Here is a 12470-nt window from a genome sequence, read left to right as displayed (position 1 = left end):
TAGAACAAAACAACAATAAGGAGGTAATAAGGGATGAAAAAGAGACGTTTTGAAATGGACGATGGGTTTAGACCCGAAATAGTTCAAGGAGCCAGATTTGATGGGTTTTTAGAAATTCCTGTAATTGAAAAGCCTGCTCATATTGTAATACCAGATTCCATTGTTCCTTTTAGCCATGCTAAAGGAGAAGTAACTAATAATACTGCATTGTGCTTTAACGATATGGATATTGTCTTTGCAGATGTCATAAGGCATCCTGAAGATCATCTTGATACTATAGCAAAATTCCCTATAGTAATAAGCCCTGATCCATCTATGTATAGGGACCAGCCCTTATCCACCCAATTAATGAATATCTATAGAAATAGGGCGATTGGTTATTTCTTCCAGTCCAAGGGAATATATGTAATTCCGCAAATTCGATGGGGAGATGAAAGAACTTATACAAAGTCGATATTTTCAGAAAAGGCAGCTTTTCTAGGTGCACCAAAACATAGCATAGTAATGGTTTCAACCTATGGGTGTATTCAAGGACCAGACAACAAAATGCATTTCAAGAATGGGCTATATTCGATGCTTAAAGAGTTAGAACCACAAGTTGTTCTGGTATATGGGCCAATGCCAGACTCCGTATTTGGTGAGTTTTTAAAGGACACTCGCTTCATTCAGTACCAAGACTATGTATCAAGGAGGTGCAAAGATGGGAAGCGGTAAAGGAAAAAGGTATTCAGGAACGACTGGAGCCAAAGCGGGAACAGGTCCTCATGCTAGAACAATGCATTCCAAAGTAAATAATTGGGCGAAAGATAAGGCATCTGAGCTCGAAAAAAAATCCAAAAGGCAACGAGACAAGTTTAATACTGCAGCTGTAGTATATGACGAATCAACTCAAAAGTATTATTATGGAATGAATAGAGGAATTCAACTAGATAATGCTAATAAAAACCCCATTCTTTTCGGGGATGATCATACAAAAGGCATATTGCCAGAAAAGTCTTTGAACAACTATTCCGTAGGAAATTGTGCAGAAGTACATGCTATCAATAAAGCATTAAATGATGGTGCAAAGCTTAAAGATTTACATATCACGACTATACATACTGAATCCAAGAGCATGGGTAATCCAAAAGAAGCATGTGAAAACTGTACATATGCATTTAAAAAGAAGATTAAACACAATAATACTGGTTGGCACAAAAAGGAGAAACATAAATGATCAAAGAACAATTATCTAATATTTCCATGAACGGTAGAATGGCATATAGCATTATGTGTATTGAGAATTATCTATTATCAAAGTATTCAGATCGCGACTGGTCGCTATTAGCAAAAAAAATGTGGGCAGCAACAAATATGCCTTGGGATGAATGGGACGAGCGTTTTATGGAAGTCATTCCAAAATATCTATTTGAATTTAACAACTATCAAGAGGCTGGATTTGAGTTTATTTCCGAAGATGAATATCATCAATTTGTATCTCTCTACAATGGAATCACCGACGGCTCTACAGAAGATATATCCGATCCTGTAAACTATATGCTTTTGTGCTTACATCAAATCCAGGACATTTATGCATACACCAACATTCCAGGCAATGGTGATGAATGTCTAAATATTGTTGAAAAGATGACAGCGATTCTTGCTAAGGAACACATAGACTTACCACCAATTGATCAAATTCGTTTTTCATCCTTTGATCAAAGGCACGGATGGGGAGACTATTTCGAAGGAGAGTATCTATCAATAATTCTACGATGACATATAAACAAGCAGGCCATTACATTTATGGCCTGCTTGTTCCTTTCTAGTCATCCCATCATCTCATGGATAGAATTCACTTCTCTCTTCCAAAATCTCTATGTAATTCTCCAATAGCAATCTTATATCAAAGCTTTCCTTCTTATTCATCCATCTAGGAGTAACAGTCCCAATACCGCACAAATCCTTAATGTTCTCACGCTTAATCACATTTCCGTCAAAGAACATCTCCAAATGCTCCCTGCGGATCCAATTCTGAACTGCCTCTCCAAACTCGGCAAACTCCTCATCGGCATTAACATTTAAGATATCATACAAAAAATACGGCATGTAGTCGTAGTATGGATTCCCTCCCCTTAGCGTGTTCCACTTCCTATATGGCAATATGATTACATTAGCTCTAGTCCTTCCAAGCTCAAATAATCTCTCCAGTTTTCCACGCAGATCCTCATCCGGGATGAAGTTTTCCACATTGTCCTTTATCTTTTCCAGAAACTTGTTATTATTCTTACTCCTGTCCTTTGGATCAAATTCCTGCCAACATCTGTTATTCTCATATTCCAGCACATATTTTAGCGGACTCCATAAAGAAATAAGCGCATCCGCAAACAAATTTCCACCCGTCAGAATACAGTCCAGATCATTCTCTCGCCTATAGCGTTCTCCCTTACCGTCATAGTCAATCCAATACTGAATATGTTTCTTAATATGGCTCTCCTCAGCTTCTACCTTCCCCATCTTCAATCCCCATTATTTATTCTGTTAAAAGATCTGTCTCCTAATATCTTCGATTTCTTCTGCAGGCAAATCCTTTAGATAGATACAATACTCGTTTGGATATCCCCCTACAAACTCCATGTGCTCCATGTTTATCTGATCCGGTGATGTAATCCACAACACTTCTTCTCCATGGAAGTCTTCAACATATCTTAAGGATTGTCCCTTGTATACTACTTTCATCACTACCTCACGTTACCCCTCTTCGCAATACTCCTCAACAAACTGCCTCTCAATATAATCCACCACAGCTCTGCCATCAGTAAACTCCTGATATCTAGGCTCGCCACCAGAATATGTAAGATGATATATGCGGAAAACCTTGTCATCATACTCAAAAAGAACATCATCATTAGAATAGCTTCTAGCTATTGCCTTAACATTGAAACTAGGTTCCAGAGCCAACTCTTTCCTTAACTCACTCTCAAAGAATTCATTTTTAAAATCTGTTCCCCAGTTAAAATCTTCTCCGTATTTCTCTTCTAATTTTCTGATCTCGTCTATAACATCGTACATACTCTTATTCACTATCCTCATCCATCGTCTCAATTAAAAAGCTCACCGGCCTAAAGCCATCATTACAAGATATCATGGCTGACTTTGGATTCTTCATCCAGCCATCATAAAAGTTCTCGCCGCCATGAGCCAATGTCATTACAAAAGAAGATACCGTCTCCCATGCACTTTCACAGAACCCTTCAGGTCTCTCCCATCCATTACAGATAAACGTCTGCCCAAGTTCCATAGCGCAAGCGTGTTCAATTGGATTCTCATACTCTGCCATTAGATCTTCATAGCGAGTTATCCTCTTAACTGTGATTCGTACCTTCTTCATATAATTCCTCTATCTATTCCAAATCTCGTATCCTTGGCGCTTTGCAGAATCATATACTGGATGCATGTTTTTCTCTAGAATTCCATAGAACTCTTCTTTTGTATTTCCTTTTCGATACAGCTCTTGTCCAGCCCAAATGGAATGCAAGTTATCTCGTATACATGCTTCATACAACTTGTGAATTACATCATTCTCAAAAATCACTGTGTATAAGAGGTACTGGTTCTGAGCAAACTTGCTAAAGAACGGATCCCATTTAGGGAGCTTATTATTCTTGGAAGAATTCAGGGAAGAATCCATTGGCATCAAATTCCACAGCTCATCATTCATAACAAATGACCATGGAATAAAGTGATCTACATCATATTTCTTGGAACAAATCGGATCGCCAGTAAACACATCTCGAACTTCATTCAATTCCAGAATTCCATCCCACAGTTTATGCACATTGTTAAGCTTTCGCATTTTCTCATCCATAGGAGCAAGCTTATACACAAGCCCTGGTACCTCTGGGTTATTATTCTGAAGCCACTTTACTTTCTCATATTGAATCCATCCGAGTATTGCAACGGCGTTATCTTGAATCATCGTGATCCACGCTGGTTCAAAATATATTTCTTTCTTCAGCTTACTTGAAGGGCCAAGTGTATATGGAAGAAGAACTACGTCATGACTTATTCTTTCTATGTACGCAGTCAACCTTTTAATGCTTCCCCAATCTGCTGCTTCATCTGATCTTGAAAAGAATCCTGCCAGCGCACGATATGGCACCATGTTCGTAAGCTGTTCTTTGACTTCTTTAAGCGCCTTATCATGTTCCTTAATTGCATTTTTTATCTCAACTTTAGAAACATTCGATGGCAATCCACTAAGATCCGACAGTTTGTTAACTGCTCTTTCCAGGCCATCTCTAACTTGGCCATCTAATTGAATGCCACTTAAGTGGATATAAAATTCGCGCACAGAATACCAAGCGTTGGATATCATCTCATTTATTACTTCATCAAAAGTGGTTTCTCTTACCCCTTCTGATATCAGCTTAACTATTGCCTCAAGCCAATAGAACTTATAGCAGTAGGAAGGATCTTTCATCATTAGTGAAAACCCTTCAATATCCAATGCGTTATGGTACTTGTCATCAATATGTAATTCAAATCCTACTTTTTGTGAAAACAACGTTTCGTCCATTTTCCTTTAGATCAGTGCTGCTATTTTATCCACTATAGTCACATCCGCTGGTAACCAATCCACATCTGCCAGTTCAGACTTCTTAAGCCATCTTGCAGACTCATGTTCTTTTAATACTAAATCGCCTTTTATTATTCCGCACATAAAGCAATCCATAGATAAATGAAATGTGGGATAATCATACTCTATAGTATCTACAAGCTGGCCAACTTCTATTTCTGTATCAAGCTCTTCCTTTATCTCACGCTTCAGTGCATCCTGAGGAGTTTCACCTTCCTCAATCTTTCCACCTGGAAATTCCCATCCATCTTTGAAGTCTCCATATCCACGCTGAGTAGCAAAGATGATGTTGTCCCCGTCTTTGTTAATAGTCTTTATTATTGCTGCCACAACTCTTACTGTTTTCATACGTTACTCCCCTCTTAAGCATTAACTATGTACTCATAAATATCTTCTCTAACAGGAACGTCAAGATTCCATTCTATTTCCACAGCTGTTTTGTCAGTATTAGCCATCACAAATTCTTTGTAAGCTCCTGTTGCATACATATGTCCCAGATAATAAAACTCTTTAGATACCTTATCGTCTTTATTCTTTCTTACAAACAACTCAACGCTTATTCCTCTTTCTTTTGCATGTAAGAAATTTTGTACATCATCAGAATCAACGCTTCGCCCAGACTTTGAAATAGCTATAAGCGACTTATTACTTGTAAAATGATCTTCGTACTTTGTAGTATCGCTTATATCTTCACTTTTTTCGTAGTTGATGAATACAGGAAAAGTTTTCGTTTTCTTATCAAACTTATATCCACCAATATTTAATGGAACCTCATTGTTTTCCCAGTTAAGCAATCTGCATACATCTTCATAGGTGTATTTCTGATAAAGCACTAAATCTGTATTATCATAAGTGTTGCTAAAATCTCTTTCATATCTACTTATTCCAAAATCAATCAGCTCGCACAATATATTGTAGAAATCCTGATTTCTAAGCATCTCCATGAATGAGGTTTTTATCTTATAATCGTTACTTTCCTTCTCAATGAAAACACACTGCTGATACGTACCTTTGCCTGATCCAGATGGAAACTCATTTGTCATTACATTTGCTACATTTTCCTTTTGCAAAAGGCTAAGTGACTTTCCATAATCGTTTTTCAAATCCTGCGAGAGCTGCTCCATCAGTCCCATTTGTGAAAAGCCTCTTGAATAAGCCAAGATTCTTCTAAATAATTGAAGTTCTTGAACCCTCTTACCAGATGCCAGCTTTTTAGAAACAAATTCAATTACCTTTTCTTCATCTTCCGAAAGCCTAATAGTATATTCTTTCTCATACTTCACAAGAAACTTATAGTATGAGCCCAAACTATTATTATCAAAAATTCTGACAACATCCATTTCTCCGTGATCATCAAAATCTTTGAGGTTCGGTATTCTTCCAAGTTTGTTTTTTAGATTAGTATAGTTTTCTTTGATAAGCTTAATATCACTGAAATTGGCGTTATCGATAGCCGAGAATATTTTCTTTTTACTTACCTCGTCAAAATGAACAGTCGAAGCCCCAGGAATAACTCTATCGCCTTCCATCAGGTATCTTCTAACATTGTCTTTATTGTATGAACGATCCCCTGAAAGCGCTATTGGTATCATAAAGTTATTCTCATAATTACCAATAAAATCAAGAATAACTACATATTCTTTGTTATCCGCCTTTCTCAATCCTCTTCCCAATTGCTGAATGAAAACAATCGGAGATTGAGTCGGGCGAAGCATAATTACTTGGTTTACTTCTACAATATCAACACCTTCGTTAAGTATTTCCACTGAAAAAATGTAATCCAATGGGCTAACTTCTCCATTCAAAACCTTCGGATCATCATCGTCTATAGCAAGTCTTTCGAAAACTTCCTGCCTATAATCTTCAGGAGCATCTCCATTAAGCGACACTGTTCTAAACATTCTCCCCGTTGCAGGATTTATCGTATTATTAAACTTATCAGACAACTCTTTTGATTCATCTATTCTGCTGCAGAATACTAACCCTTTTACCCTATCTCCACTATGGCCATAGTATGTAACCTGTTCAACGATATGCTTAACTCTTTCATCGCTTGTGAGAAGGCGAAAATCCCTTTTTCCTATATCTTTACTCTTTATCTCATTTTCGTACTCTAGAGATATGTCATTGATTCCAAAATAATGAAATGGACATAGCATATTTTCTTCCATTGCCTGCTGCAATCGAATCTCATAAGCTATCTGATAGTTGAAGATTTCATAAATGTTTCGACCTTCAATATTATCATCCCTCTTATCAGGAGTAGCTGTCATACCAAGCCATAGTCTAGGCTTGAAATAGTTCATGATTTTCTGATATGTATTGGCAGCCGAATGATGTGCTTCATCAAGAATAATACAATCAAATTCTGTGGGGCTATATTCATGAAGATGATCATCGCGATTCAGAGTCTGGATCGTTGCAAATACATAATCACATTTTCCATCATCATATCCTGCCCCCAACAAGCCCATAGAAACACTTTTGCTAAACACTTTTTCATATGACTTCTTAGTCTGTCTAGCCAACTGTCCTCTATGCACAACAAATAAGACCTTCTTGTATCCCAATTCTCTCATAGCAAATGCAGATGCATATGTCTTTCCAGTTCCTGTAGCAGATATAAGAAGTGCTCTATCTTCTCCTTCAGTCACAATCTTTTTAAGATTATTTATAAAACCAACCTGCATTGAATTAGGCTGAAGTTTATATTTCTCAACAGATACTATTTCTTCTCGCGAAGCGATCTGGCGCTGTTTTCTTACTATGTCATATCTTGTTTTATAATCCTCAATAAATTCCTCATAATCTAAAGAGAATCGGGATCCCCACAAAATTCTGAACTGTTTAAGTATCTCTTCTGCCACTTCGCCTTGGTCTGTAGATACAATTCTAGTATTCCACTCATGATTACTAGTAAGCGCTGAACTTGTGATATTAGAGCTTCCAATAATAATTCTATATATCTCACTCTGCTTAAAAATATATCCTTTAGTGTGAAAGCCTTCTTCCGCCCTTTCAACATCGTACATCTTGAGAGTAATATTTGATAATCCCGCTAATTTCTCAAGAGCCTTGGGCTCACTGAAATTCAAATAGTTTGTTGTAAGGATTTTTCCACGAATACCTTTTCTTTCTAGCTCTTTTAAAGTCTGTAAAAGTGGAGTTATGCCACTCATAGTAATAAAAGCTACGCTTATACTAAATGAATCGCACGACAATAACTCGTCCTCGATAGAAACCAATACCTTCTTTCCTTCGTGACGATCGTTATACAAAAATTGTGGCTTGTATGCCAAATTGGATTGAACTCGTGAATCAATAAATGCAGATTCAAAGCCATGCTTCAATTCAGATATCTTATCAATACTCATTAAAGATGTTCTCCAAATTATAGTTCTGTGTACTTTTTGCTATTTCCATAGCTTTTATCTACAGGATATTTCTCAGCATTTTTCCTGATTTTTTCCATTATTGCTTCCTCAACATCAATCCCCATCTTATCTGCCATCAGAATGCAATAATTCATAATATCAGCAAGCTCTTCCTTCGCAGCTTGTTTGTCATACTCTGGGCTCCATTGAAAACACTCCAGAAGTTCTGCTGCCTCAATAGATATACTTTTAGCCAGATTTTCTGGCGTGTGAAACTGATCCCAGTTCCTGTCAGCCGTAAACTTTACAACCTCTTTTTTCACCTCTTTAAAATCCATCCCCATCAAAACCTTTCTACATATTTCTTCAAATAATTCCTAAGACCATCATCGCAGACATACAAATATGTTCCACGAATTCCCCTGGTCATAAGCACGTAATAAATATTTCTTATATACAGATCAAGCTCTGCATCTGTTGCAGATTGTTTTCCTCTCTTATCATAATAATTTGATTTGTCTACGATAATCTTATGTGTATTCTCATCGTACTTAATATCATTTCCTAAGATTACAAAGGCATAGTTCAGATCATATCCAGCACTTGTGTGTATACATCCAACTTCATCTATGGCTCCATCACTGTTTATCCAGTTGCTCAGGCAGTGATTCCATCTTTTACTTACGCCTTCAATCACTATGTCATATGCATTCTTGTCATTCTTGGTTTTCCATTCCCAAGCATATCCGGCAAGCATACGACACAATTCCATATCTCTTTCTTTGGCATAGAGCTCTCTGTTAAAGGATTCAAAGCTATCGAAGATTTTAAAATCATAATCTGCAAAAGTTTTCTTTGGAACATTAACATCATGAAGAATATCATTCACGTAATTGATATACTCTTCTCCACCCTTTACTCTCATCTGCATCTTGAGGAAATGTGCCGCATAAGCACCAATACGATTTCTTCTCTCAAGCTCAAATTTTATCTTATCATCAAAAATCTCTATAGTTGTTCCTGAAGGGCCTGACAGCTGATCAGGATCAAAGAAGAACACAGGAGTGTTGGCAATCTTAAGTATCCAGTCCAGTTCTGTAGCATCGCTAGGAAGACCAAGTTTTTTATTATTATTGTCGTAAGATTGATAGCCTACTATGCTACGTCTTACTTGTAGTTTCTGAGCTTCATCCACAAAGAGGATATCCCATGTTCCTTCCTTAACAGCTTCTGATGCACCCAGGACATCTTTCGCAGCTAGCCCTTCAATTTTCTTAAACAGGCTCTTTAACGTGGATCTTAAAGATGTCTGTGGAACAATAAGTCCCATCTTTTTGCTACGGAATGGGAATTCGTGTGTCTTCTCATCCTCATAGTCTCTAAGATATTTCATAAGATAGACTGCTACTATAGTCTTTCCTGTACCAGGCCTGCCTTCGACAACTATAGGAAGTTTCTTGCCAACTCTTATTTCATAAATAATGTCATCAGCAAGTTTCTTTTGGTCTTTATTCAATTCTTTAAACGGGGAGTATTTATAGAACTCACTGTTCTTAATATATTCAAGTGTATGATCTGCGAGCTTATAGGCTCTTAACTCATTCCATAGTTCTTCGAAAGTATCGTCATAATCTACTTTCTTATAGTAATTCTTGTTAGCAATTCCGTCGTTCTTATTTGTTATTGTGAACTTACCATCTGCAGAAACAAACTGGATGAGTTTGGACTCATAATCAAAAGTTACAGATTGATTGAATCTTTCAGAATAAATGAAGTGAACCTGATTGAATTCACGCTTTTCCTGATTGTTGTAATGCTGCTTCATTCTTTCAGTAACATTGGTGGACTCACCAATATAGACCTTATTGCCATTTTCTAGAATATATAGCATAGGCCAATTGCTTAGATAATCAGCATTTCCATAATTGTCACTAGGAAATTTACGATTAGTTATGACGTAGAGGTTTTCTTTTGCAATTTCTGTATTTACCATATGATTGCTCCAGTCCACAACGAAATTAACGACTATAATAAGTATACTACAAAAAAGAAGGAGGCGGAAAATCCGCCTTCCCTCCATACCTTATGTATTATATGCAAATCACCATCTATGTGCTGTCCAATACACTTCAAAAGAATCATAAGTAGCATGATTTAAAGAATCCTTAATTATTGTTTCACCTGGATCCTTTTCATAATTATTGTTAGTTAAATATAATTCATAGAGAAATAGTATTACCAGAGATCTTTTCGAAACTAAAGATGTTTAATCAATAAATTGAGCCCTTATAGTTAACAATCAGACAGAATATCCGATTGTCATCTATAAGGGCTCAATACAACCTTGGCTAGGTCAAGGCTCTGGAGCAGACTTTACTATTATCTTGAGAATACATAATAGTAGTTCTTCAAAGCTATTACATTTCTTTGAGCGCTTCGCGAACAAATCTACTACCTCTTCATCTACATCTAGAGCTTTAAGACATTTTTCTTTTACCTCGTCAGAGGGTTGTCGTTCTCCAGCTTCTATAGCATAGATATAGGCAGTAGTAACATCGAGTTTTTCCGCTAGATCCTTAGCGCTAATGTTTCGTGCTATTCGCATAAGTTTGTAAATACTGCATCCTGCAATATCTTCATAATTTTTTGGTTTTCTTCCCATATTTTCCTTAATATGTTACCGCATTTTCCAAGTGCCGCCTCAGTTAATACTCTCCCACCAATAAGTGCGGTACAGTGAAAACTGATCATCTATTCGTAGTGTTACTGATGACCCATCGTCTGAGGCCATCTCTAGGTTAGACATCTTCACCACCTTTCCAATGCTTGAATTGATAGCATTTGAATCCATCAACAGTTACCGAGGCTCTTTGATGATTGCCCTGAGCAAATCATCTTGCTGCGTTAAGTTGATACACAAATAATTTAATGATTTGAGCTAATGACTGTATCCCCCAGCCATCTTGTGTTCGGCAACGCAGGCGTTCTTCGCCTCCCGGTGATTTTACGAATCATACTATTTAAGGCAATCTCACAGTATTCCCTAAAAAGGGAATACTGGAATACCTTGAATAATTACCAGATGCTCAAGAAGATGTCTAAGCCTTTGGCTATGAGATAGCTTAACACTGATGCTCCAATAAGCTTAAGTAGTTCCATGAATAGAATCCAAGTTTTCTTCTTACTTATGGCCTCATAGAAGTTCTTAGATGCTTTCTTGATGGCTATATATGTAATACATACACGGAGCCACCAACCAAAGCGATGCTCTCTCCTCTTTGATAAGTATTCATATAGTCTTCTTTTCATACAATCACCGCCTTTTCAACGCTTGAAAAAGGCGACACTAGAAAAATATTCACTTATCAATGTTCGTAATTTCATTATAGATATATATGTTGAAATTGTCAACAGAGCTTTTTAATATTTTTATGTGTGGTACATTGTACCACACCAGATAAATACTACACTTTCCCGTGTGTGTCCTAAAAATACCACCTGTATTTTTTAAGCTTATTTTCGCATTAAATAATCACGTGATTTATTGCTACAGTTTACGTTTTTTAGTCATCCGCAACATGTATCATTTTACTACTTACATATCATCCAGCTCATCTTCAAACTCAAGCCAGCCGAGGAGTCTGTCTTCTTCTCGTTCTCGCTTAAGTTCATCTTGCTTGCGATCGAAGTCACGGCGCTCCTTTCGTGACATGTTACTTGTTAGCTCTTTGTACTGTTTATCCGTTAATCTGACATCTTTATCTCTTTTTCCAAAAAACATAGTTGCTACCTCTCTTTCTGGTGGGGAGTTGATAGTTCTTTTACCCAAATATGGGTTGCTCTTCCTTGAGGACTTCCTGGCAGGCCTTGACTGTTGACATGTTGTCGCAAAGGATCAGGGCCTGGTTCCAGCTGGTGGATACTTCGTGAGGAAGGTCGTCAATGGATTCGATGCCCCACATGACGGCGAAGTCGTCGTAGCCGGTGATGTCGTTGAAGCCGTTGAGGCTTGCGTCTTTGGCATCAAAGATGGGGCGCCACTCTTGGCTGGATTCTCCGCAGAAGGCGATGTTCTTGCAGCCTCTTGTAAGGATGGTGTCGGCGGCTTCGCTGATGTGGCTTTGGTCTGTTAGCTCTTTTGACACGATGATGACTGTGTAGTCGGAGAGGTTGCCCGGGATCTTCTTGTTGGAGCTGATGCTGCTGCCGGCGATGGCGAAGGTGATGTTCTGGGTGGCTATGTTGTCTATGTATGTGTAGGATGTCATGGCGTTCCTCCTTATGTCGATAGTTCTTTTACCCCAGGTGGGTGGTTCCATGGTTAAAGTATATCGCGGAGGAAGTCCTATAAAGAGGACAGTATGTGTTATCTGGTGTTGGGAGGTTACTATTCACAGCCTATCCGCATCCCTGACTCATTTTTTCACCACAAGAGAAATACATAACCATTAATTCACCGCAGCATCAAATGCCAAAAA

Annotated in this window: 16 protein-coding genes; 3 read left to right on the top strand and 13 right to left on the bottom strand. The window is 37.7% G+C overall.

The features are described from left to right. Window positions 1-33: 33 nt before the first annotated feature. The 3 genes from T541_RS0116535 to T541_RS0116525 are packed head-to-tail and all read left to right on the top strand — an operon-like array spanning window position 34 to window position 1758. Window positions 34-714: a DUF4417 domain-containing protein gene (locus T541_RS0116535; protein ID WP_026653685.1), complete on the top strand. Its 681-nt coding sequence runs from the start codon at window positions 34-36 to the stop codon at window positions 712-714. After that, complete coding sequence (locus T541_RS20120; protein WP_034467762.1) at window positions 701-1216, top strand: hypothetical protein; 516 nt, start codon at window positions 701-703, stop codon at window positions 1214-1216. The genes T541_RS0116535 and T541_RS20120 overlap by 14 nt, the downstream gene beginning before the upstream one ends. Further along, the gene (locus T541_RS0116525) at window positions 1213-1758 is read left to right on the top strand and encodes a hypothetical protein (protein ID WP_026653684.1); all 546 of its coding nucleotides are present in this window, start codon (window positions 1213-1215) and stop codon (window positions 1756-1758) included. The genes T541_RS20120 and T541_RS0116525 overlap by 4 nt, the downstream gene beginning before the upstream one ends. Window positions 1759-1821: 63 nt before the next feature. Here T541_RS0116525 and T541_RS0116520 read toward each other — a convergent pair whose 3' ends face one another. The 13 genes from T541_RS0116520 to T541_RS0116460 all read right to left on the bottom strand — a co-directional run bounded on the left by T541_RS0116520 (window position 1822) and on the right by T541_RS0116460 (window position 12260). Further along, entirely contained in the window at window positions 1822-2496 is a 675-nt protein-coding gene (locus tag T541_RS0116520; protein ID WP_026653683.1) for a hypothetical protein, read from the bottom strand. A 24-nt stretch (window positions 2497-2520) separates the two neighbouring features. Continuing rightward, entirely contained in the window at window positions 2521-2718 is a 198-nt protein-coding gene (locus T541_RS0116515) for a hypothetical protein (protein ID WP_026653682.1), read from the bottom strand. A gap of 12 nt (window positions 2719-2730) precedes the next feature. After that, a complete protein-coding gene (locus T541_RS0116510; protein ID WP_242840797.1) occupies window positions 2731-3063 on the bottom strand; it encodes a hypothetical protein in 333 nt (110 codons plus the stop codon). Then, a complete protein-coding gene (locus tag T541_RS0116505) occupies window positions 3056-3370 on the bottom strand; it encodes a TIGR04076 family protein (RefSeq protein ID WP_026653680.1) in 315 nt (104 codons plus the stop codon). The genes T541_RS0116510 and T541_RS0116505 overlap by 8 nt, the downstream gene beginning before the upstream one ends. Before the next feature lie 9 nt (window positions 3371-3379). Then, entirely contained in the window at window positions 3380-4558 is a 1179-nt protein-coding gene (locus T541_RS21720) for an HNH endonuclease domain-containing protein (RefSeq protein WP_026653679.1), read from the bottom strand. Window positions 4559-4564: 6 nt separating this feature from the next. Further along, window positions 4565-4966: a (deoxy)nucleoside triphosphate pyrophosphohydrolase gene (locus T541_RS0116495; protein ID WP_026653678.1), complete on the bottom strand. Its 402-nt coding sequence runs from the start codon at window positions 4964-4966 to the stop codon at window positions 4565-4567. 14 nt (window positions 4967-4980) lie between these two features. After that, window positions 4981-7992, bottom strand: a complete 3012-nt coding sequence (locus tag T541_RS0116490) for a DUF3427 domain-containing protein (protein ID WP_026653677.1) — start codon at window positions 7990-7992, stop codon at window positions 4981-4983. 17 nt (window positions 7993-8009) lie between these two features. Continuing rightward, window positions 8010-8336, bottom strand: coding sequence for a nucleotide pyrophosphohydrolase (locus tag T541_RS0116485; RefSeq protein WP_242840796.1), 327 nt, complete (start codon window positions 8334-8336; stop codon window positions 8010-8012). Continuing rightward, the gene (locus T541_RS0116480; RefSeq protein ID WP_034467759.1) at window positions 8336-9985 is read right to left on the bottom strand and encodes a DUF2075 domain-containing protein; all 1650 of its coding nucleotides are present in this window, start codon (window positions 9983-9985) and stop codon (window positions 8336-8338) included. Before T541_RS0116480 ends, T541_RS0116485 begins: the two co-directional genes overlap by 1 nt. A 360-nt stretch (window positions 9986-10345) precedes the next feature. Continuing rightward, window positions 10346-10654: a helix-turn-helix transcriptional regulator gene (locus T541_RS20110; RefSeq protein WP_034467757.1), complete on the bottom strand. Its 309-nt coding sequence runs from the start codon at window positions 10652-10654 to the stop codon at window positions 10346-10348. A gap of 413 nt (window positions 10655-11067) precedes the next feature. Further along, a complete protein-coding gene (locus T541_RS0116470) occupies window positions 11068-11301 on the bottom strand; it encodes a hypothetical protein (RefSeq protein ID WP_026653674.1) in 234 nt (77 codons plus the stop codon). A gap of 286 nt (window positions 11302-11587) precedes the next feature. After that, window positions 11588-11773 (bottom strand): hypothetical protein, encoded by a 186-nt coding sequence (locus T541_RS0116465; protein WP_155839561.1) that lies wholly within the window; start codon window positions 11771-11773, stop codon window positions 11588-11590. Between the two features lie 40 nt (window positions 11774-11813). Then, on the bottom strand, window positions 11814-12260 hold the full coding sequence (locus tag T541_RS0116460) for a hypothetical protein (RefSeq protein WP_026653672.1): 447 nt from the start codon (window positions 12258-12260) through the stop codon (window positions 11814-11816). Window positions 12261-12470: the final 210 nt, after the last annotated feature.

It is taken from the genome of Butyrivibrio proteoclasticus P6B7 (assembly GCF_000622085.1).
Classification (GTDB): domain Bacteria; phylum Bacillota; class Clostridia; order Lachnospirales; family Lachnospiraceae; genus Butyrivibrio; species Butyrivibrio proteoclasticus_A.
Note: the sequence above shows the minus strand (reverse complement) of the source record. Positions and strands in the feature narration are given on the sequence as shown.

Excerpts from the sequence above, each read along its gene's own strand:
- T541_RS0116535 (WP_026653685.1), top strand. The coding sequence starts at position 34 with ATGAAAAAGAGACGTTTTGAAATGGACGATGGGTTTAGACCCGAAATA.
- T541_RS20120 (WP_034467762.1), top strand. The coding sequence starts at position 701 with ATGGGAAGCGGTAAAGGAAAAAGGTATTCAGGAACGACTGGAGCCAAA.
- T541_RS0116525 (WP_026653684.1), top strand. The coding sequence starts at position 1,213 with ATGATCAAAGAACAATTATCTAATATTTCCATGAACGGTAGAATGGCA.
- T541_RS0116520 (WP_026653683.1), bottom strand. The coding sequence starts at position 2,496 with ATGGGGAAGGTAGAAGCTGAGGAGAGCCATATTAAGAAACATATTCAG.
- T541_RS0116515 (WP_026653682.1), bottom strand. The coding sequence starts at position 2,718 with ATGAAAGTAGTATACAAGGGACAATCCTTAAGATATGTTGAAGACTTC.
- T541_RS0116505 (WP_026653680.1), bottom strand. The coding sequence starts at position 3,370 with ATGAAGAAGGTACGAATCACAGTTAAGAGGATAACTCGCTATGAAGAT.
- T541_RS21720 (WP_026653679.1), bottom strand. The coding sequence starts at position 4,558 with ATGGACGAAACGTTGTTTTCACAAAAAGTAGGATTTGAATTACATATT.
- T541_RS0116495 (WP_026653678.1), bottom strand. The coding sequence starts at position 4,966 with ATGAAAACAGTAAGAGTTGTGGCAGCAATAATAAAGACTATTAACAAA.
- T541_RS0116490 (WP_026653677.1), bottom strand. The coding sequence starts at position 7,992 with ATGAGTATTGATAAGATATCTGAATTGAAGCATGGCTTTGAATCTGCA.
- T541_RS0116485 (WP_242840796.1), bottom strand. The coding sequence starts at position 8,336 with ATGGGGATGGATTTTAAAGAGGTGAAAAAAGAGGTTGTAAAGTTTACG.
- T541_RS0116480 (WP_034467759.1), bottom strand. The coding sequence starts at position 9,985 with ATGGTAAATACAGAAATTGCAAAAGAAAACCTCTACGTCATAACTAAT.
- T541_RS20110 (WP_034467757.1), bottom strand. The coding sequence starts at position 10,654 with ATGGGAAGAAAACCAAAAAATTATGAAGATATTGCAGGATGCAGTATT.
- T541_RS0116470 (WP_026653674.1), bottom strand. The coding sequence starts at position 11,301 with ATGAAAAGAAGACTATATGAATACTTATCAAAGAGGAGAGAGCATCGC.
- T541_RS0116465 (WP_155839561.1), bottom strand. The coding sequence starts at position 11,773 with ATGTTTTTTGGAAAAAGAGATAAAGATGTCAGATTAACGGATAAACAG.
- T541_RS0116460 (WP_026653672.1), bottom strand. The coding sequence starts at position 12,260 with ATGACATCCTACACATACATAGACAACATAGCCACCCAGAACATCACC.